15 protein-coding genes and 1 tRNA gene are annotated in these 19,602 nt (G+C 69.0%); 5 read left to right on the top strand and 11 right to left on the bottom strand.

Annotated features, from left to right (window positions below; all coding sequences use genetic code 11):
- Positions 1-5 precede the first annotated feature (5 nt).
- From FZ033_RS10365 to treS, 7 genes are all read right to left on the bottom strand, one after another.
- Complete coding sequence (locus FZ033_RS10365) at positions 6-881, bottom strand: ABC transporter permease (protein WP_149576052.1); 876 nt, start codon at positions 879-881, stop codon at positions 6-8.
- Positions 878-1,972, bottom strand: a complete 1,095-nt coding sequence (locus FZ033_RS10360; RefSeq protein ID WP_232847420.1) for an ABC transporter ATP-binding protein — start codon at positions 1,970-1,972, stop codon at positions 878-880. Before FZ033_RS10360 ends, FZ033_RS10365 begins: the two co-directional genes overlap by 4 nt.
- Positions 1,973-1,982: 10 nt before the next feature.
- A complete protein-coding gene (locus FZ033_RS10355) occupies positions 1,983-3,029 on the bottom strand; it encodes an ABC transporter substrate-binding protein (protein WP_149576051.1) in 1,047 nt (348 codons plus the stop codon).
- 59 nt (positions 3,030-3,088) lie between these two features.
- Positions 3,089-3,757, bottom strand: a complete 669-nt coding sequence (locus FZ033_RS10350) for an RraA family protein (protein WP_149576050.1) — start codon at positions 3,755-3,757, stop codon at positions 3,089-3,091.
- Positions 3,758-3,773: 16 nt separating this feature from the next.
- Entirely contained in the window at positions 3,774-4,580 is an 807-nt protein-coding gene (locus FZ033_RS10345) for a carbon-nitrogen hydrolase family protein (protein WP_149576049.1), read from the bottom strand.
- A gap of 119 nt (positions 4,581-4,699) precedes the next feature.
- Positions 4,700-5,635 (bottom strand): LysR family transcriptional regulator, encoded by a 936-nt coding sequence (locus tag FZ033_RS10340; RefSeq protein WP_149576048.1) that lies wholly within the window; start codon positions 5,633-5,635, stop codon positions 4,700-4,702.
- A gap of 369 nt (positions 5,636-6,004) precedes the next feature.
- Complete coding sequence (treS, locus tag FZ033_RS10335) at positions 6,005-9,301, bottom strand: maltose alpha-D-glucosyltransferase (protein WP_149576047.1); 3,297 nt, start codon at positions 9,299-9,301, stop codon at positions 6,005-6,007.
- Positions 9,302-9,855: 554 nt separating this feature from the next.
- Between treS and FZ033_RS10330 the strand changes: the two genes are divergently transcribed.
- Together FZ033_RS10330 and FZ033_RS10325 are read left to right on the top strand one after the other, a co-directional pair.
- Positions 9,856-10,098 carry a hypothetical protein gene (locus FZ033_RS10330; protein ID WP_012114329.1) on the top strand — a complete coding sequence of 81 codons (243 nt, stop codon included), beginning with the start codon at positions 9,856-9,858 and terminating at the stop codon, positions 10,096-10,098.
- Between the two features lie 258 nt (positions 10,099-10,356).
- A complete protein-coding gene (locus FZ033_RS10325; protein ID WP_149576046.1) occupies positions 10,357-11,595 on the top strand; it encodes an MFS transporter in 1,239 nt (412 codons plus the stop codon).
- Between the two features lie 21 nt (positions 11,596-11,616).
- Here the strand turns inward: FZ033_RS10325 and ppk2 are convergent, their stop codons facing one another.
- The 3 genes from ppk2 to FZ033_RS10310 all read right to left on the bottom strand — a co-directional run bounded on the left by ppk2 (position 11,617) and on the right by FZ033_RS10310 (position 13,450).
- Positions 11,617-12,432, bottom strand: a complete 816-nt coding sequence (gene ppk2 / locus FZ033_RS10320; protein ID WP_149576045.1) for a polyphosphate kinase 2 — start codon at positions 12,430-12,432, stop codon at positions 11,617-11,619.
- Positions 12,433-12,480: 48 nt separating this feature from the next.
- Entirely contained in the window at positions 12,481-12,972 is a 492-nt protein-coding gene (locus FZ033_RS10315; RefSeq protein ID WP_149576044.1) for a hypothetical protein, read from the bottom strand.
- 229 nt (positions 12,973-13,201) lie between these two features.
- Positions 13,202-13,450 (bottom strand): hypothetical protein, encoded by a 249-nt coding sequence (locus tag FZ033_RS10310; protein ID WP_149576043.1) that lies wholly within the window; start codon positions 13,448-13,450, stop codon positions 13,202-13,204.
- 446 nt (positions 13,451-13,896) lie between these two features.
- On the opposite strand from FZ033_RS10310, the gene FZ033_RS10305 reads away from it, so the two are divergent.
- The 3 genes from FZ033_RS10305 to FZ033_RS10295 all read left to right on the top strand — a co-directional run bounded on the left by FZ033_RS10305 (position 13,897) and on the right by FZ033_RS10295 (position 19,409).
- A complete protein-coding gene (locus tag FZ033_RS10305; RefSeq protein WP_149576042.1) occupies positions 13,897-15,162 on the top strand; it encodes a D-amino acid dehydrogenase in 1,266 nt (421 codons plus the stop codon).
- 483 nt (positions 15,163-15,645) lie between these two features.
- On the top strand, positions 15,646-16,767 hold the full coding sequence (locus FZ033_RS10300; protein ID WP_149576041.1) for a metallophosphoesterase family protein: 1,122 nt from the start codon (positions 15,646-15,648) through the stop codon (positions 16,765-16,767).
- The gene (locus FZ033_RS10295) at positions 16,767-19,409 is read left to right on the top strand and encodes an AAA family ATPase (protein ID WP_149576040.1); all 2,643 of its coding nucleotides are present in this window, start codon (positions 16,767-16,769) and stop codon (positions 19,407-19,409) included. Before FZ033_RS10300 ends, FZ033_RS10295 begins: the two co-directional genes overlap by 1 nt.
- 27 nt (positions 19,410-19,436) lie before the next feature.
- Here FZ033_RS10295 and FZ033_RS10290 read toward each other — a convergent pair.
- Positions 19,437-19,511: transfer RNA gene (locus tag FZ033_RS10290), tRNA-Gly, on the bottom strand.
- Between the last annotated feature and the right edge of the window lie 91 nt (positions 19,512-19,602).

Genomic DNA, 19,602 nt, shown 5'->3' with positions numbered 1-19,602 from the left:
CCTCCTCAGGCGATGCGCCGCAAGGCGCGGCTGTAGAGAACGAGGGCGACGCCGAACACCACGAGCACGATCATGGAGAGGGCGGCGGCGAGCGGCCAGTTCAGGGTCACGATGGCCTGGTCGTAGATCTCGGTGGCGAGCAGGAACACCCGCCCGCCCCCGAGCAGCTTCGGCGTGACGAAGGACGAGATGGCGAGCACGAAGCACAGCAGCGAGCCCAGCGCCATGCCCGGCGCGGTGAGCGGCACCACCACCCGCCAGAAGGTCTTCAGCGGCGTGGCGCCAAGGGTCAGCGCCGCTTCCTCAAGGCGCGGGTCCAGGCGGCCGAAGCCGGAGAGCAGCGCCAGGATCATGTAGGGCATCAGGATCTCGGTGAGGCCGATGATGACGCCCGTGAGGTTGAACATGAGCCGCGGCGGCTCGGCCATGCCGAGGGCCATCAGCGCATGGGCGACAAGGCCGCGATCCGAGAGGATGGCGATCCAGCCATAGGTGCGCACCACTGCCGAGGTGAGCAGCGGCGCCACCACCAGCACCATCAGCACGGTGCGCCACAGCCCGCTGGAGCGGTGGAGATAGAGCGCGATGGGATAGGAGGCGAGCAGCGTCAAAAGCGTGATGAAGAGGCTGACGCCGACGCTGCTGGCGATGAGATCGAGCGTGAAGCTGTCCTGCAGCGTCGCGCTCCAGGTGGCGAGGCTGAACACGTCGGTGAGCGCGCCGGTGGCGGTGGATTCCCGGAACGACATGCGCAGCAGGTTCATCACCGGCCACAGGAAGCCGATGGCGTTGACGAGCGCGATGGGGGCAAGCAGCAGGCTTGCCGTGCCGAGGGCGCCGAGCCGCCGCGGCTCGCGGGCGGAGAGGACGAGGGCGCTCATGACGCGGCGTACACGAAGGTGTCCTGGGGCCGCCAGGACAGGGTGACAGGCGTGCCGGGGGCGAGCAGGGCTTCGCCGCCGCGGGTGGAGGCTTCCGTCTTGATCACCGTGCCGCCGGCCGCCACCTCATATTCCAGGATGTCGCCGGCGAAGGTGGCGCGGACGATGGTGCCGCCGAGTTGGTGCAGGCTCGCGTCCGAGGGCGAGGTCCCGGCCTGAAGGCCGATGCGGTGGGGCCGCACCATCACCTCCACCTCACCCTCGAAGCCGGGGGCGGCGAAGGTGGTCCCGGCGGCCTGAGCGATGCCACCGGAGGCCCGGCCGGAGAGGCGGTTGATGCGACCCACGAAGCCCGCCACGAAGGCGGTCCGGGGATGCTCGTAGATCTCGTGCGGGGTGCCCAGCTGCTCGAGGCGGCCGTGGTTCATGACCGCCACCTTGTCGCAGATGGTCAGCGCTTCCATCTGGTCGTGGGTGACGAAGATGGCGGTGATGCCGAGCCGCTTCTGGATGTCGCGGATCTCGGTGCGCATCTCGTCGCGCAACTGGGCATCGAGATTGGACAGAGGCTCGTCGAGCAACAGGATGGAGGGCCGCACCACCAAGGCGCGGGCCAGCGCCACCCGCTGCTGCTGGCCACCGGAGAGCTGGGCCGGCCGGTGATGCTCGCGGCCGGAGAGGCGCACCATGGCGATGGCCTCGCGCGCCCGCTCCAGCGCCACCTTCTTCGGCACCTTGCGCATGTCGAGGCCGAAGGCGACGTTCTTCAGAATGTCCATGTGCGGGAACAGGGCATAGGACTGGAACACCAGCCCCATGTCCCGCCGGTAGGGCGGCACGCCGGTCAGGTCCCGGCCGTCCACCACGATGTGGCCGGAAGTGGAAGGCACCAGCCCGGCGATCATGCGCAGGGAGGTGGTCTTGCCGCAGCCCGAGGGGCCGAGGAAGGCGATCAGCTCCCCCCTGGCCACGTCGAGATTGAGGTCGTCCACCGCGGTGAAGTGATCGTAGCGGCGGGTGAGGCCGCGCAGGGAGAGGAAGCCTTGTCCTTGCACCATGCGCTGGATCTCCTTCGGCTCGGCGCGGATCATGGGGTGATCCTCACCGGCTCGCGGGCAGGACGCGGCGGCGCCACTGCTCGCCGATGGCGTCGCGCACCTTGGCGAGGGCGATCCAGTCCACCGGCATCACCTTGTCGAGATGGCTCACGGCGGTGCGCTCCAGCGCCGCCGCGGAGATATCCGCCTTGGCGTTGGTGGGGGCGTAGAACATGGTTTCCGTGAAACTCTTCTGGGCCTCGCCGCCGAGCGCATAGTTCACGAAGGTCTTGGCGGCCTCGGCGGCGGGGCCGTTGGCGACGAGATTGATGGTGTTGATCTGGAAGACGGTGCCTTCCTGCGGAATGCTCGCCTTCAGCTTGCCGCCGGAGAGGTCGCTGTTGACCTGCGCGCGGGCATTCCAGCCGGCGCCCAGGGCGGCCTGGCCGGTGACGATGGAGGCGTAGACCTCGGGCTTGGGGTCCCAGGTCTGCACGTTGGGGGCGATCTCCGTCATGGCGGCGATGCCCTTCTCAACACCCTTGAGATAGTCCGTGCCGCCATGGGCCTTGTCGAGGATAAGCACCAGCGACAGGCCCTGGATGTCCGGTACGCCGGGGATCACCACCTTGCCCTTGAAGGGCGCCTTGGCCATCTCCATCCACGACTTGGGCGTCTCCTTCACGATCTCGGTGTTGTAGAGCAGCACGAGGTTGTCGAAGGTCACGGCGACGCCGGCCACGTCCGGGATGCGGGCGTTGGGGTAGAGGTCCTTGACGTTGGGCGCGTTGGTCTCGTCGATCCTGGTGTAGAGGCCCTCGTCGGTGCCGGCCTTGGAGACGGACACGTCCATGATCACCACGTCCGCCTGCGGCGCCGCCTTCTGGGCGCGCAGGTTGCCCAGCATGGCCGCCGAGGAGGGCAGCGGGAAATAGGTGACCTTGATGTCGGGATGCGCCTTCATGAACGGCTCGATGACCGCCTTGGTGTAGCGCTCCTGGAACAGGCCGGAATAGGCCATGACGGTCAAATTGGTCTCCGCCGCCGCCCCCTGGGTGAGGAGGCCGAGGGCGAGCGCGCAGGCGGCGCCGATCCTGAATGCTGTGGTCATTTTGAAGTCCCTCTGGAAAGGTGACTGGAAGGGGAGCGGGCCGGTTTTCCGGCCTCTTCTCACGCGGTCTGGAGCTTTTGTTCCACCATGGCGCGAGCGCCGGTGATGTCGGGCAGCTTCTCGCCGGCGGCGAGCCGGGCGAGGAGCACGATCTCGGCCTCCTGCATGGCGATGGCGCGGGCGGCGACGGCGGGGGCGTCCGACGGCGCGAGCACCACCACGCCGCTCTCGTCGCAGAGCACGGCATCGCCCGGCGCGATGGTCTGGCCACCCACGTTCACCGGCACGTTGATGGCGCCTTCCAGGCCCAAGAGCTTGGTGGTGATGGGCGAGGGCCCGCGGCACCACATGGGCATGTCCACCCGCACGATCTCGGAGAAATCGGTGGCCGGCCCGTCGATGACGCCGGCGGTCACGCCCGCCAGCTTCATGGCATTGGTGATGACCCCGCCCCAGCAGGCATGGCGGGTGTCGCCGCAGCGCTCGATCACCACCACGTCGCCGGGGCGCACCAGCGCGGTGAGGTAGTGCAGCAGCGTGGAATCGGCGTGGGGAATGCGCAGCGTCACCGCCGTGCCGGCAACGCGCTTGCCGGGCAGCACGGCGCGGATCTCGCGATCGACGAAGCCGGAATGCAGCACGTGGCCGATGGTGGCCACCTCGCACTTTTCGAGCTCCGCCACCAGCTCCGGGGCGATCTGCTGCGGCATGGGATTGACGATGAACATGGGGACAGAGCTCCGCTCAGCCGAGGACGTGGTGGTTGGCGACCGGCACGTTCGCGCGCACGGTGCCGGTGAGGGAAAAGTCGAGCCGGCCGCTGGTGAAGCCCACCTTGTCCGAGCATTGGGCGGTGATGTGGCCCCATGGGTCGATGACCATGGAATGACCCCAGCACCACTTCCTGCCGCCGGCATGGGAGCCGGTCTGGCCCACGGCGAGGAACCAGGTCTGGGTCTCGATGGCGCGGGCGCGGGCCAGCACCTCCCAGTGATCCTTGCCGGTCATGAGGGTGAAGGCGGCGGGCAACACGATCACATCGGCGCCGGCGTCGCGCAGCTTGCGGAACAGCTCGGGGAAGCGGATGTCGTAGCAGATGGCGCAGCCCACCGTGGTCTCGCCGATCCTGTAGGTCACCACCTCCTCGCCCCGCGAGACGGTGTCGGATTCGCGGTAGACGGTGCCGCCGGCGATCTCCACGTCGAACAGGTGGATCTTGCGATAGCGCGCCAGCTCGGCGCCGTCGGGGCCGAACACCACGGTGGTGTTGTAGAAGGAATTGCCCACCTTTTCGGCGACACTGCCGGCGTGGATGGCCACCTTCAGCGTCTTCGCGAGAGAGGACATGAGCTGGTAGGCGGGACCGTCCGGAAAGGTCTCGGCGGCCTCCTGCATCTCGTCCGGGGTCTCGCCGAGGAAGGCGTAATATTCGGGAAGCACCACGAGGTCGGGCTTGTCCGCCGCCACCGCCGCCTCCACCAGGCGCGCCGCCGTGGCGAGATTGGCGGCCTTGTCGCCCTGCGAGTTCATCTGGATCAGCGAAACCTTCACGCCGGCTCTCCCGCTCTTGATGGCAGGAAGCAGAACAGACGCGCCGAGCCCCGACAAACGCGAAATAATTGTCCGCCTTAACAAGCAATGCTTATGAGAAAGGCATAGGCGGCATGCGCCTATTTTATATGCACCGCAGCATGATCCGCTTCGACCTTGTCCGCCTCGGTTTTGGCAGCGGCGATACGCGCGGCCATCTGGGCGATGATGGCGGGCAGCAGCGCGCCGGGGTCCTCGCGGAACACGGCATGGATCTTCAGCGGCGGAACCGCGGCCGCCACGTCGAGCACCGCGAGTTCGCCCCGCTCCAGCATTTCCCGCACCACGGTTTCCGGCAGGACGGCGACGCCCATGCCGTCGCGGACCAGGCGGGTGATGGTGGCCAGCGAATTGGAATTGAGGATGCGCACCAGATGCGGGTCCAGCCCCGCCCGCTCCAGGAGATGCAGGACGTTCTGGTGGGGCTGGGAGCCGCGCGAGAAGGCGAAGACGGGATACGCGGCCACCTCTTCCAGCGCCACCCGCCGCCCTTGCAGGCCGAGCCGCGGCGCGGCCACCCACAGGCAGTCGTAGGCGCACAGCTCGATGTTGCGGCAGCCCGGCGCCAGCACCGGACCGGCGATGAGCGCGAGGTCCACCTGACCGTCCTGGAGCAGGCGCGCCACGGTCAGGCTGTTGTCCACGGTCAGGTCGAGGTCCACGTCCGGATAGGTGGCCTTCACCTCCTCCACCAGCCGCGTCAGCCACGCATAGACCACCGTGTCGATGGTGCCGATGGCCATCCGGCCACGCAGGTGGTGGGTGTCGCCGACGCCGAGCCGCAATTCGTTGGACATGCGCACGATCATCTCGGCCTGGGCGAGCACGCGCGCGCCTGCGGGTGTCAGGCTGACGCTGCGCAGGTCGCGCTCGAACAGGCGCACGCCAAGATCCTTCTCCAGCGTGGCGATACGGTTCGAGACCGCCGCCTGCGTCGTGCACAGCTTGTCCGCCGCGCTCGAAAAGCTCCGCAGGCGCGCCACCCAGATGAAGGTTTCAAGGAACCGGATGTTCATCGGCGCAGTCGCACTCCAAGACGGCGGCGGCGCGGCGCGAACGCCCCCTTGAACCCGGGCGACACGGCACCGCCAGACCAAGGCCTGACATGTCGGCGCCGATCATGACCGGGCTGCGGCGAACTGCAACTCAGGTGCCGGGAGCTTGGCTGCACGGGTCTGCGAGACGCGGGATGCGCACATGATCGGGGGCCGGGTCCATGACCCGCCCGTCACTGGACTGTCTGGCCGGCGCAACAATACCTTCGCCAACGGCCACGGGCGGGACTTGCGCCCGCCCGATCCCATCAGCGCCGAACTCTTCCGGGAACAGCGTGACCCGTCCCCTGCGCCGCCCCGCCCCGCGCGAACCCATGCCCGACGCGGCAATCATGAGGCGCCACGGGTGAGAGCGGACGGCTCCTCCGCGTCCGCCGCCTTCAGGAGGCGCGCCGTCTGGCGGTAGAGCGCGGAGGCGAGGGCCTGGACGCACCGGGGCCGCTCCCGCTCCGCGACCACCGTCCGTGCCAGCGCCTCCAGGATGAAGGCGTCGGCGAGGGGGCGCGATGCGGTAGCCGTGGCCGGCGCACGCTCCAGAAAGGCGCCGAGCACGGCCCGCTCCGCCCGGGCGAGGAAGGCTGCGACCAGCTCGGCCCGAAGCTCCGGGGCATCGCGCGCTGCGCCTGCCTCGCCACCGCCGATGCGGGCGGCGGCCCGTTCCAGCGCCGCCAAAAGCTCGGCCACGTCGCGCCACGGGCTCTGCGGCGCCCGCTCCCCTTCCGGCACGCCTTCCAGGCCGCCAAGGGCACCCACGATCAGCGCATCGCCCCCTGCCACCAGCATGTGGTGGAGGTCGCACCGGCCATGGATGCGGATCAGAGGCAGTGCCGTGCCGGAGTACAGCACGCCGAGCCGCTCGTTCAGCGCGGCGCGCATCCCCTCCAGCTCCGCAAGCCGGGCCGGTCGCACCCCATCCGGCGCAGGCAGGCGGGCGATGGTGTCTAGGGCGGCGGAGTAGGTCGCCTCCGCCCGCGTGCGCCACATGGCCCGCATGCCCACATCGGCGTCCTGCGGCGTGAAGCCGGCGGCGTCGGAGGGCACCGACAGGGCGGCATGCAGCTCGCCGAGGCGCCGGCCCATGTTGCGCACCAGCGCCATCATGCCGGCGATCTCGTCCTCGAAGCGCTGGCGCGCGCCGTCCACGGTGGAGGCGGCGGTGTCGAGGGCGCGCTGGAGCTGGGTCATGGTCCAGTCCGCCGCATTGCCCTGGTGCTGCACGCGCCCGTAGACGAGGGCAAGCGGCGCCCGCGCGCCCTCTCGATCGGTGCGGGTGACCGCACCCAGCAGCGGGGGCACCTGCGGCAGGCCCAGGGTGGTGAGATGGCGCGCCATCTCCTCTTCCGCCGTGTGGCCGAATTTCATGTGGCGGAACAGCTTCACGGCAACATGATCGGTGACCACCAGGTTGGCGGCCGGCTCGTCGGCGTCGATGAACTCCGCCGGCGCGCCCCGCTCCACCGCGATCCCTTCGAGATGGCTGGTGCGCGAGAAGGCGATGGTGCCGCCGTCCGGCAGCGCCACCGGCGCATCCTCCCGAAGCGCCCGCACCACGCCGGCCGCGAGCCCGTCGAGCACCGCCGCATCGGTAAGGAAACCCACCCGGCGGCCCTGCCGGACACGGGTGAGCGCCAGTTGCTCGGCGATGGCCGGCGGGTGCTGGTCCTCCCAGGCGATGCACAGGGGCATGAGGTAGCGCTCGGTGGCGCCCGCGATCTCGGCCTCCACCTCGGCGAGCACCACGTCGCGCTCGGTGCCGGGCAGGCGCATGGCCCAGCCGAGGCGCGTCGCCCCGATATCCTCAGCGCGCCCCTCGAACCAGCGGCGACGGGCAAGATAGTCCGGCAGCGCTTCCCGCTCGATCACGGTACGATGCTGCTCGGACAGCGCGCCCATGAGCCCGTCGCGCACCACCAGGGTGGCGAATTCCGGCAACGCCTCCGGCGCCGGGTCGCGCCAGGACGGCTCCGCCGCCGTCTGCGACAGGCTGAAGGCATAGAAGCCATAGGGCGGCAGGGTGAGGACGAAGGGCGCGCGGCCGAGCGTCGCCAGCGTGGTGCCGCTGACGAGGTCCACCGGCACCCGCCGCTCGAACTCGGCGAGGTGCAGCTCCACCGCCTGCAGCGTGTGGGCAAGATTGGCGACGCACAGCACCGCCTCGCCCTCCAGTTCGCGCAGATAGGCAAGGATGCGCCGGTTGCGCGGGAACAGCAGGCGGAAGGTGCCGCGCCCGAACGCCGCGTGCTGCCGGCGCACGCCGAGGAAGCGCCGCGTCCAGTTGAGCAGCGAATGGGCGTCGCGCGACTGCGCCTCCACATTCACCGCGCCATAGCCGTAGAGCGGGTCCTGGATCACCGGCAGGACGAGCCGCTCGGGATCGGCCCTGGAGAAGCCGCCGTTGCGATCCGGCGACCACTGCATGGGGGTGCGCACGCCGTCGCGGTCGCCGAGATGAATATTGTCGCCCATGCCGATCTCGTCGCCGTAATAGATCACCGGCGTTCCGGGCAAAGTGAGCAGCAGCGAGTTCATCAGCTCCATGCGCCGGCGGTCCCGCTCCAGCAGCGGTGCCAGGCGGCGGCGGATGCCGAGGTTGATGCGCGCCCGACGATCCGCCGCATAGACGCTCCACAGGTAGTCGCGCTCGGAATCCGTCACCGTCTCCAGCGTCAGCTCGTCGTGGTTGCGCAGGAAGATGGCCCATTGGCAGGTGGGCGGGATCTCGGGCGTCTGCCGCAGGATGTCGGTGATGGGGAAGCGGTCTTCCTTGGCGATGGCCATGTACATGCGCGGCATGATGGGGAAGTGGAACGCCATGTGGCATTCGTCCGCGTCGGCGCCGAAATACTGCTGGGTGTCCTCGGGCCACAGGTTCGCTTCGGCCAGCAGCATACGGCCGGTGTAATGGGCGTCCAGATGGGCTCGGATCTGCTTCAGGATGGCGTGGGTCTCCGGCAGGTTGCCGCAGTCCGTGCCCTCCCGCTCCACCAGATAGGGCACGGCGTCGAGCCGCAGCCCGTCCACGCCGAGGTCCAGCCAGAAGCGCATGATGGAGAGCACATGCTCCAGCACCTCCGGATTGTCGAAGTTGAGATCCGGCTGGTGTGAATAGAAGCGGTGCCAGTAGAACTGGCCGGCCACCTCGTCATAGGTCCAGTTGGACTTTTCCACGTCGCAAAAGACGATGGGGACGCCGGGATAGCCCTTGTCGTCGTCCGCCCAGACATAGAAATTGCGCTCGGGGCTGCCCTTGGGCGCCCGTCGCGCGGCCTGGAACCAGGGGTGCTGGTCGGAGGTGTGGTTGATCACCAGCTCGGTGATGACGCGCAGGCCCCGCGCATGGGCCTCGGCGATGAAGCGGCGCGCCTCGTCCATGGTGCCGTAGTCCGGCGACACGCCCTCATAGAGCGAGATGTCGTAGCCGTCGTCGCGGCGCGGTGAGGGATAGAACGGCAGCAGCCAGACCGCGGTGGCGCCGAGGTCGGCGATGTAGTCGAGCTTGGAGATGAGGCCCCGGAAATCGCCGATGCCGTCGTCATTGGCATCGAAGAAGGACTTCACATGGAGCTGGTAGATGATCGCATCCTTGTACCAGAGCGGATCATCCCCGGCGGTGACAGGCTCAAGCATGCGGGAACCTCCCTTGAGGGGGGAGCCGGGCGGACAGGCAGATGCAGGGAATCAGAAAGAAGGGCACGGCAATCCTTGAACCGTCGCGTTTCGGTTTGGCCGTGAAGGCCATGCTTCATGCAACTCTGCTGAAGCTTGGCGGTTCCGCTGCCGATGCGATGGGAGGGCCGAAGCCAATAAACCCCAGAAATGGGGCAGCCGGACGGCATGCGGGGAAATGCCGTCCGGCTGGCGCGCTTTGCCGAGCGGGCATCGTGCACGCCGTTGGTTCTAAACAGCCCTGCGCACCCCACATCCCGAATTTGGAGGATGCGGCGGAATTCCCGCCGCGATCGGCACAAAAAAATATGGAACGGGCGGGAACCGATGGGACTTGCCCGCGTTTTAACGGCTGAGCGGGCTCCGGGAGCCTCCGTGCCTGCTCTTCGGCCATGCCTTGAGCCCCCGGGTCCAAGTCCCGGGGATCCTTCCCCCGAATGCGGGAAGCGCAGAGCGGCGCTGGCCGACACAAGAAGACGTAGCCAACGCGCTGCAACCCATACGGAGGACCGTCCATGTTCGAAGCTGCCCGTCGCCCGCTGAAGATCTGCGTTGATGGCTCCTGCATCGTCCTGCGCTCGTTGGACGATGCCATCGGCTTTGTCCGCTCGCATCCGGTGCGCGAGCATGCCGAGATGCTGCTCGACCAGATGGAAGCCGCCCGCCTGCCCGAACTCCAGCGTCGGGCCTGGGTGGCCTTCGAGACCTTCGCCGATGCGATGAAGCTCGTCCCGGATGCCCCGCGCCGGCTGATGTGATCGATCTGATCCACGGACACCCCGGCGCCCGCGCCGGGTGACGCCCCGCCCGTGGCATGCCACCACCGGCGGGGCTTCCATTCGTCCAAGACAGCGCCCTGCCCCGAAAGGCTAGGCATCAGGCAAGGCCATGCATCAGGCGGGTATCCGTCCGGCTTTAAATGCATTTGGTAATTTTGCTGCACTGCGGCATAAATTGACGCTCAATCATTCGGCGCCCTGCGCCCGAACCGGCTTCCGCCCCATCCGGTGATCGTCATGGCCGCACAGCCTTCCGCACCGTCGCCCGCTCCGGCGCGCGGCAATCCTCGCCTGCCCCTGCTTGCGCTGGGCGCCGCCGCCTTCGGCATCGGCACCACCGAATTCGTCATCATGGGCCTGCTGCCCCAGGTTGCCGGCGACCTTCACGTCACCATTCCGCAAGCCGGCCTGCTGGTGACGGGCTATGCCCTGTCGGTCACCTTCGGCTCGCCCTTCCTCGCGGTGGCGACGGCACGCATGGACCGGCGGCGCGCGCTCCTGGTGCTGATGGGCGTCTTCATCCTCGGCAACCTCATGTGTGCGCTCGCGCCATCCTACTGGCTGCTCATGGGCGCGCGGGTGCTTACCGCCCTGTGCCACGGCGCCTTCTTCGGCCTCGGCGCGGTGGTGGCGTCCGCTCTCGTCTTGCCCGGCCGCAAGGCGCAGGCCATCGCCATGATGTTCGCGGGGCTGACCCTCGCCAACGTGCTGGGTGTGCCGGCGGGGACGGCGCTGGGCGAAGCCATGGGCTGGCGCAGCCCGTTCTTCGTGGTGGTTGGCATCGGCATCGCCGCCGCGGTGGCGCTGGCCGCCTTCCTGCCGCGCACCATCGCGGTCCCGCCCATGAACCTCCGGCGGGAAGCCAAATCGCTGGGCAGCCCGCAGGTGATGTTCGCCATGGCCATGAGCATCGTCTCGTCGGCCAGCCTGTTCAGCGTCTTCACCTACATCACGCCGATCCTCCAGAACGTCACCGGCATCAGCACCCAGGGGGTGACGATGATGCTGCTTTTGTTCGGCGTCGGCCTCACCTGCGGCAATTTCCTCGGCGGCTGGCTGGCCGACTGGCGGCTGATGCCCTCGGTGATCGGCATCATCGCGGTGATCATCCCGCTGCTCGCATCCTTCGCCCTCACCAGCCACGCGGTGGTGCCGGCGGCGCTCACCCTCTTCATCTGGGGCGTGCTCGCCTTCGCCCTCATCGCGCCGCTGCAGTCGCGGGTGGTGACCGAGGCGGCGAAAGCGCCAAACCTTGCCTCCACCCTCAACCAGGGGGCGTTCAACTTCGGCAACGCCATCGGCGCCTGGGCCGGGGGCCTCGCGCTCACCGCCGGACTGCCCTATGCGGACCTGCCCTTCATGGGTGCCACCATCGCCGCGGCGGGGCTCGCCCTCGCAGTCCTCTCCTACGCCCTCGACCTGAAGACGCAACGCGAAGCGGCGACCGACGGCGAACCTGCCGTCAGCCGGTCCTGACATCCGCCGCCGGGCAAAGGCTCAGAACCGCTCCGGCACCCGGTGGCGGGCGTAGTCCGCCTCCACATAGTCCTGGGGCTTCTGGCGCTTGGGCAGCTTGATCTTCTCCCGCGGCACCTCCTCGTAGGGGATGCGCGACAGCAGGTGGGAGATGATGTTGAGGCGCGCCCGCTTCTTGTCGTCCGACTGGGCGACGAACCAGGGCGCCCATTGGGTATCGGTCGCCTCGAACATCTCGTCCCGCGCGCGGGAATAATCATACCAGCGCGCATAGGATTCGAGGTCCATGGGCGACAGCTTCCAGATCTTGCGTGGGTCGTCGATCCGGCTCTCCATGCGCAAGGTTTGTTCTTCCTCGGACACATCAAGCCAGTATTTGAGCAGGATGACCCCGGATTCGACGATAGCCTTCTCCACATAAGGCACCGCGGACAGAAACTTCTTGGTCTGCTCCTCGGTGCAGAAGCCCATGACGCGATCGACGCCGGCTCGGTTGTACCAGGAGCGGTCGAAGATCACGATTTCGCCCCCCGCCGGCAGAAGCGGCAGGTAGCGCTGGATGAACATCTGCGTCTTCTCGCGCTCGGTGGGTGGTGGCAGCGCCATCACCCGGAAGACGCGGGGGCTCACCCGTTCCAGGATCGCCTTGATGACGCCGCCCTTGCCCGCGCCGTCACGCCCCTCGAAGATCACGCAGACCTTGGTGCCGGTTTGCTTCACCCACAGCTGAAGCTTCACCAGTTCGGCATGCAGCGCCTTGAGCTCCTGCTCATACTCCTTGCGCTTCAGCGGCTCTTTCCTCCCGCCGTCGTCATCTTTCCCATGATCATGGGCCATGGCGTTCCTCCTGTTCTTATGGTGCCGGCGCCCGAACCCGTGTGCAGGTCAGGCCCAGCTGAGGAAGAAGCCGATGTCGCCGGGCATGCCGTTCGGCCAGTCGATGACCATGGCCTTCAGCTTGTAGTGGCCGGCGCGCAGGTGGTCGCGCCACAGCTCATAGGCCTGGCGGGGACGGCCGGTGAGGCTCTCGGGCCAGCCCTCCTCCGCATTGTTGATGGCGCGTCCCTTGTCCGAACACAGGGTATTGGGGAAGCGCATCACCATGATCTCGGTCTCACCCCTCTGGGCGGCGAGCCGCATCTTGGTCTGCAGGTTGTTGGTGATCTCGTGCAGCTTCTCTGGAGTGAGGTTGACCGGCTGCGACAGGGTCTTCACCAACTCCTCGCGCGCCTTGTCGGCGCGGTCCATGGCAGCGAGTTCCTTCGACAACTTCGACTGCTCGATTTCCTGCATGTAGGCCTTGAGGTCATCGGCCGACATGAAGGTCTCGTCGCCCAGCTTGGCGTGCAATGCGTTCGGCGCGGCGGTTTCCGACATGGCTCTCTCCCTCTTGTCCTTGGCTATTTGGGCGGGACCGCGCCAGTTTCGACAGGCGCTCCGCGTCGTCATTGTCGGATATCAACACCTTCCTGGCGCCGGAGCAAAGGCGTCGTGCAGGTCGCGCCACCGGTCGGAGGTTTCATCGTAAGGAACGGATCCGAAACGAAAAAGACCGGCGCGGCCAGAGGCCGGCGCCGGTCTTTTCAAAACCGCAGGAAGGTCGCGATCAGACCGCCGCGAACGCCTCGGCGGGGATGCGGAAGAAGCCGCGGCCGTTGGACAGGGTCCGGTAATAAGGAGCAGCATTCAGGTAGAGGCGTTCGAACCAAGCCTTGGGAGCAACGCCCTCGGGCAGGCGGTCGATGGTGAACACTTCGGCGTTGGGGCTGAAGCGGACGTGGATCAGCACGTCATCGGCCTTCTGGACGGGCGCTTCTTCAACCGGCAGCTCAATGCGCTTGGCAACGGCACTCATCACATCGTCTCCTCTGGAAGAGATCAAGAAATCCACTACGGGGCCCTTCGGAATGCGGCCGCGCTACTTTTGAAAAACACTGAGCAACGCCACCCCTGCTGCCCCATGCGAGCTTCTGCCAGCCTGCACGAACGCCGCCGGGCATGCCCCAAGGCCCCGTCAACGATTTCAAGGCTAGGAGACGACGAACGATCATTCTTTGATCATGATCAAACATTGGGCGATGAGGTGCCTGACACCCGAGCGACAGGCGGTCGCATGGGAGCCAAAACCGCCTGATATCCTGCAGGCCACGCAAGCAAACGTGATCGCGGGCGAGGCGCGAAAATTGCTTGATCGGGACTGGATTGCGCCGGCTTCGGCGCTCAATGTCGTTTAGCCGCCTCGTGGGGCGCCGGCGGGAGCTGGGTGCCGGCGGGGCGGGCGGGTCCGGAGGGGTCTTCGCCATGCGCATTCTGATTCTCGGCAGCGGTGTCGTGGGAACAGCGTCCGCCTATTACCTGGCGCAGGCCGGGCACGAGGTGACCGTGCTCGACCGCCAGCCGGCGGCGGGCATGGAGACCTCGTTTGCCAATGCGGGGCAGGTCTCGCCCGGCTATTCCGCACCCTGGGCCGGGCCGGGCATCCCGGTGAAGGCCATCAAGTGGCTGCTCATGCACCACCGACCGCTGGTGGTGTGGCCGAGCCTCGACCCCAAGCTCTACCTGTGGCTGGCCAAGATGCTGGCCAACTGCACCGAGGAGGCCTACCGCCGCAACAAGGCGCGTATGGTCGCCCTCGCCGAATACAGCCGCGACGCCCTCGATGCCCTGAGGTCCGAGACCGGCATCGCCTATGACGAGCGCATGCTGGGCACGCTCCAGCTGTTCCGCACCCAGAAGCAGCTCGACCACGTGCATTCCGACACCGAGGTGCTCGACGCCCACAAGGTCCGCTACGAGCTGCTCGACCCCTCAGGCTGCATCCGCGCCGAGCCGGCGCTCGCCCGGGTGCGGGACAAGTTCGTCGGCGGCCTGCGCCTGCCGGGGGACGAGACCGGCGACGCCCACATCTTCACCCGCAACCTTGCGGACATCTGCGCCCGGCAAGGCGTCACCTTCCGCTATGGCGTCACCGTGGAAGGGCTCCGGCACGAGGCGGGACGCATCACCGGGGTGGCGCTGGCGGGGGGCGAAATCGCCACCGCCGACATCTATGTGGCCGCCATGGGCAGCTATACCCCGGCGCTGCTCGCGCCTTTGGGCATAAGGCTGCCGGTCTATCCGGTGAAGGGCTATTCCCTCACTTTGCCCATCGTGGACCCGAACGCGGCGCCGCGCTCCACCGTGATGGATGAGACCTACAAGGTGGCCATCACCCGCCTCGGCGAGCGCATCCGCGTGGGCGGAACGGCAGAGCTGGCGGGCTTCGACCTGAGTCTCAGGGAACCGCGCCGGGCCACCCTCGCCTATTCGGTGGGCGACCTGTTCCCCGCCGGCGGCGACATCGCCAGGGCCTCGTTCTGGACCGGGCTGCGGCCCATGACGCCGGACGGCACGCCCATCATCGGCCCGACGAAGCTCGACAACCTCTTCACCAATACCGGCCACGGCACGCTGGGCTGGACCATGGCCTGCGGCTCCGGACGGGTGCTCGCCGACCTCATCGGAGGCCGCGCCCCCGACATCGACACCGCCGACCTCTCCGTCGCCCGCTACGCCGAGGCAGCCTGAGGGACGGGGGGCGGCTTTGATGATCGCGTAAGCGCCCTTTTGGACCTTCAAAAGGGTGGAACCGCAATCCCCCCGTCATGGCCGGGCTTGTCCCGGGCATCCACGCTGATCCGCTTGTGACAAGGCACGAAAGCCGCTCCCAGCCTCCCCGCGTGGATGGCCGGGACAAGCCCGGCCATGACGGTGATAAAGCCGCTACGAGCGCCCATCCAGGCGAAATTTCAAACAGGCTTTAGCACGGAGCCGCGCGTGTCGCCGTACATCGGGGCGAGGGCTGCACGGTTCCGATTGCCCGGCACGCTCCCTCGCATGCAACCCCTGGTGATTCGCCCCCTACCCCCTGCCGGGCCTTGAGTGGGCGAGGCGGCCCCACCGCCATCGCGCGCAACCGCAAGTGTTGCGTGCAGTTTTCCCGCGCCCCTCCGCGCCGGCCTTGCCTTGCCGGCGGCGCGGGCGTCTAAGCTCCCGGCCCGGGAGGGCCGCATGCGTTTCATCCACACCTCGGACTGGCAGCTGGGCAAGCCCTTCGGGCGCGCGCCGGAAGAGGCCCGCGCGGCCCTGCAGGAAGCTCGCCTCGGCGCCATCGACACCCTCGCCCGCGCCGCGCAGGCCAACGACGCGCCGCTGGTGCTGGTGGCCGGCGACGTGTTCGACAGCGCCGAGCCCGGTGACCGCGTCTACCGGCAGGCGCTTTCGCGCATGCGGCAGGCGGCGAACGTCACGTGGGTGCTGCTGCCCGGCAACCACGATCCCCTGCGCGCCGACGGCCTGTGGACCCGCCTCAAGGCCGAGACGCCGCCCAACGTCATCGCCGCCATCGCCGCCGAGCCCATCGCCATCGGCGAAAGCGCCGTGCTGCTGCCGGCCCCGCTCACCCACAAGCGCAGCCTGTCCGACCCCACCGCGTGGTTCGACACGGCGGAAACAGCGCCCGGCGCGCTGCGCATCGGGCTGGCCCATGGCTCGGTACAGGCCTTCGGCTCCGATCCCGATACCAACCTGCTCGCCCCCGACCGCGCCCGCCGCGCCGGCCTCGCCTATCTGGCGCTGGGCGACTGGCACGGGCGTCTGCGGATCGACGAGCGCACCCATTACAGCGGCACGCCGGAGCCCGACGATTTCGGCCGCGAGGCCACCGGCCTCGCGCTGCTGGTGGAGCTGGCCGGCCCCGGCGCGCCGCCGCAGGTCACCGACCTTGCCATCGGCCGCCACCACTGGATCGAGGCCGACTGGAGCCTCGCCGCCGCCTCTGATCTCGACGCCCTCCTGGCGGGCCTCGCCCCCGAACGGGCGCTGCAGGACGTGGTGGCGCGGCTACACTTGAGCGGCCTTGTCTCCCTCGGCGACAAGGTGGCGGTGCGCCGCCGGCTGGAGGACGCCCTCGCCCACGAACTGCGCTGGCTGGACCTCGACCTCGGCGGCCTCGTCACCCGCCCCACCGACACCGACCTTGCCGAGATCGACGCCTTCGGCGACCTGCGCGCCGCCGCCGAGCGCCTCAATGCCCTGGCGGCCGAAGGCGGCGCCGAGGGCCGCCTCGCCAGTGCCGCGCTGGAGCGGCTTTACGTGGAGCACCATCGGGCCCAGCGGCCGGGAGAGGCCTGATGCGCATCCGCCGCCTGACCATCGAGAATTTCCGCAAGTTCCGCGCCCCCGTGGTGCTGGAGGGCTTCGCCGACGGCCTCAACCTCGTCTGCGAGCCCAACGAGACCGGCAAGTCCACCGTGCTCGACGCCCTGCGCGCGGCCCTGTTCGAGCGTCACAGCGCCAAGAGCGACCGCATCCGCTCCTTCCGCCCCCAGGGCGACGAGGTGGCGCCCACGGTGGATCTCGCCTTCGACGTAGGCGGCGGGGAATGGCGCCTGTCGAAGCGCTTCCTGGCCGCGCCGCAGGTGACGCTGGAGGGGCCGGACGGACGCTTCTCCTCGGATGCGGCGGAGGAAAAGCTCCAGGCGCTGCTCGGCTTCAACCGCGCCGGCAATCGCGGTGCAGATGAGGACAGCCGCGGCGCCCTCGGCCTGCTGTGGGTGGAACAGGGCCTATCGTTCCAGCTCAGCGCTCCCGCCGAGAGCGCCCGGCGTTCGCTGGAAGAAGCGCTGGCGAGCGAGGTGGGCGCGGTGACCGGCGGGCGGCGGGCAAAGGCCGTGGTCCTGCAGGTGGAAAAGAGCCTCGCCGATTTCTACACCGCCACCGGCCGCGCCACCGGCCGCCTGAAGCAGGCGCAGGAGGCGGCCGATGCCGCCCGCGTCGGGGCCGAGGAGGCCCAGCGCGAACTCACCCAGTTCGAGGGCCTGCTGGAACGGCTGGAGGGCAAGCGCAACGACCAGCGCCGCCTCGTCCGCGACATGGAAAATCCGGAGATCGACGACGATCTGAAACGGCTCGGCGAGGACATAGACCGCGCCAAGCAGGCGGGTCAGGCGCTGCGCATCGCCGACCTCGCCCTGCAACGGGCCTCCGGCGAGCGCACCGCGCTGGAAACCCGCACGACCACCCGCGCGCAAATGCGCGACGCCCTCACCAGAGCCGAGACGGCGGCTCGCAAGGCCGCCGACGATGTCGCCGCCCACGCCGAAACCATGGCCCGCGCCCGGACCGCCGAGCAAGACGCCGCCGCCGCCCTGGAGCGCGCCCGCACCGAGCTGCGCGCCGCCGAGGACGCGCGCGACACCGCCCGCACCGAGCGCGATGCCGCCGAGCGCCGCCGCATGCTCGTCGCCGCCTTCGCCCGGCTGGAGCAGGCCGAGGCGCTGGCCGGCGACATCCGCGTCCGCGAAGCCCGCATCGCCGCCGAGCGTATGGACGAGGCGGCGATGAACCGCCTGCGCCAACTGGAAGACGCCGTCGGCGCCGCCCGCGCCGCGGTGGAAGCGGGCGCCGCCACCTTGCAGGTGGCGCTGGAGCCCGGCGCGCCGACCATCCTCATGGACGGCGGCCCCCTCGCCGATGGGACGACGGTGCGCCTCACCCGCCCCATAGTGCTCGCCATCCCCGGCGTCGGCACCTTCACCCTCACCCCGCCCGCGAGCGGCGCTCCGGCCCTCGCCGGGCTTGAAAATGCCCAGCGCAAGCTCGCCGACTTCCTCGCCGCGTCCGGCCATCCTACGCCAGCGGCGGCGCGCACGGCGGCGCGGGCGCGGGCCATAGACGAGGCGGAGCTGCTGGGGCTGCGCACGCGGCTCAAGGCCGAATGCCCGGCCGATGCCGCCCTCGGCATCCCGGCGGGCCTTGACCCGCTGCGCGGTGCGCTGGCCGGCCTCACCCCTCCGGCGCCGGAAGCGAAGGAAGCGCCAGTGGGCCTTGCCGATCTTGAGACCCGCACCCGCGGCCTGCGCACCGCCGAGACCGAGGCGGCGGCCCGGCGCGAGGCCATGCTGGACGGGCTGAAGGCGGCGCAACTGCGGGAAATGGCCCTCGCCACCGCCCTGGAACGGACCGAGGGCGACCGGTTCCGGCGGGCCGACGACCTCGCCGCCGAAACGGCTGATCTCGCGGACGCCGACCTCGCTGCCGCGCTCGACACCGCGCGGACTGCCGAGGGCCGAGCCCTCATGGATCGCGAGGCGGCCCATCGCGCCGCCGAAGTGCTGGACGAGGCGACCCTCGTGCGCAAGCGCGACGCGTTGCGCAAGCGCCGCGAGACCCTGCAGGGCCAGCTGCCGGCCCTCGCCGGCGAGGTGGCGCGGCTGGAGGAGCAGGCCAAGACTCTGGGCGGCGAAGGCCCCGCGAGCCGCGCCGCCGCCGCGACCGAGGAGGCGGGCGCCGCCGAGGCCGCCTTCCAGCGCCTGAAGCAGGAGGCGGACACGCTGGCGCTCCTCCTCAAGGTGCTGAGGGAGACCCAGCAGGAGGCCGCGCGGCGCTATCTGGAGCCGGTCACACGCCGCATCGAGCCCTATGTGCGCCGGCTGCTGCCCAATGCGAGCCTGGCCTTCGGCGAGACCCTGCGGCCCGAGGCGCTGAGCCGCGGCGGGCGCGAAGAGGCGGCGGACCTGCTCAGCAAGGGCACGCAGGAACAGATCGCCATCCTCACCCGCATCGCCTTCGCCGACCTGCTGATCGCCAAGGGCAAGCCGGCCTCCCTCGTGCTCGACGACGCCCTCGTCTTCGCCGACGACGACCGCTTCGACACCATGATGGAGATCCTCGCCGAGGCGGCCACCCGCATGCAGGTGGTGATCCTGAGCTGCCGCGCCTCCGCCTATCGCGGCGTGGAGGCGACGCGCCTCGCCATCCGCGAGGGGCGGTAGGGCTGCGAAGCGCTCAATAAAGAAGGATGGAGCGGGCGATGGGAATCGAACCCACGACATACAGCTTGGGAAGCTGTCGTTCTACCACTGAACTACGCCCGCGCGCCGGGCGACCATAATCGCAGGCGCCCTCCCCCATCAAGGGCGTTGCACGAAATACCCACCGTCTGGAGCAGGTGCCCCCGCGTGCCGC

This window comes from Xanthobacter oligotrophicus, assembly GCF_008364685.1.
GTDB classification, from domain to species: Bacteria; Pseudomonadota; Alphaproteobacteria; order Rhizobiales; family Xanthobacteraceae; genus Xanthobacter; species Xanthobacter oligotrophicus.
Note: the sequence above shows the minus strand (reverse complement) of the source record. Positions and strands in the feature narration are given on the sequence as shown.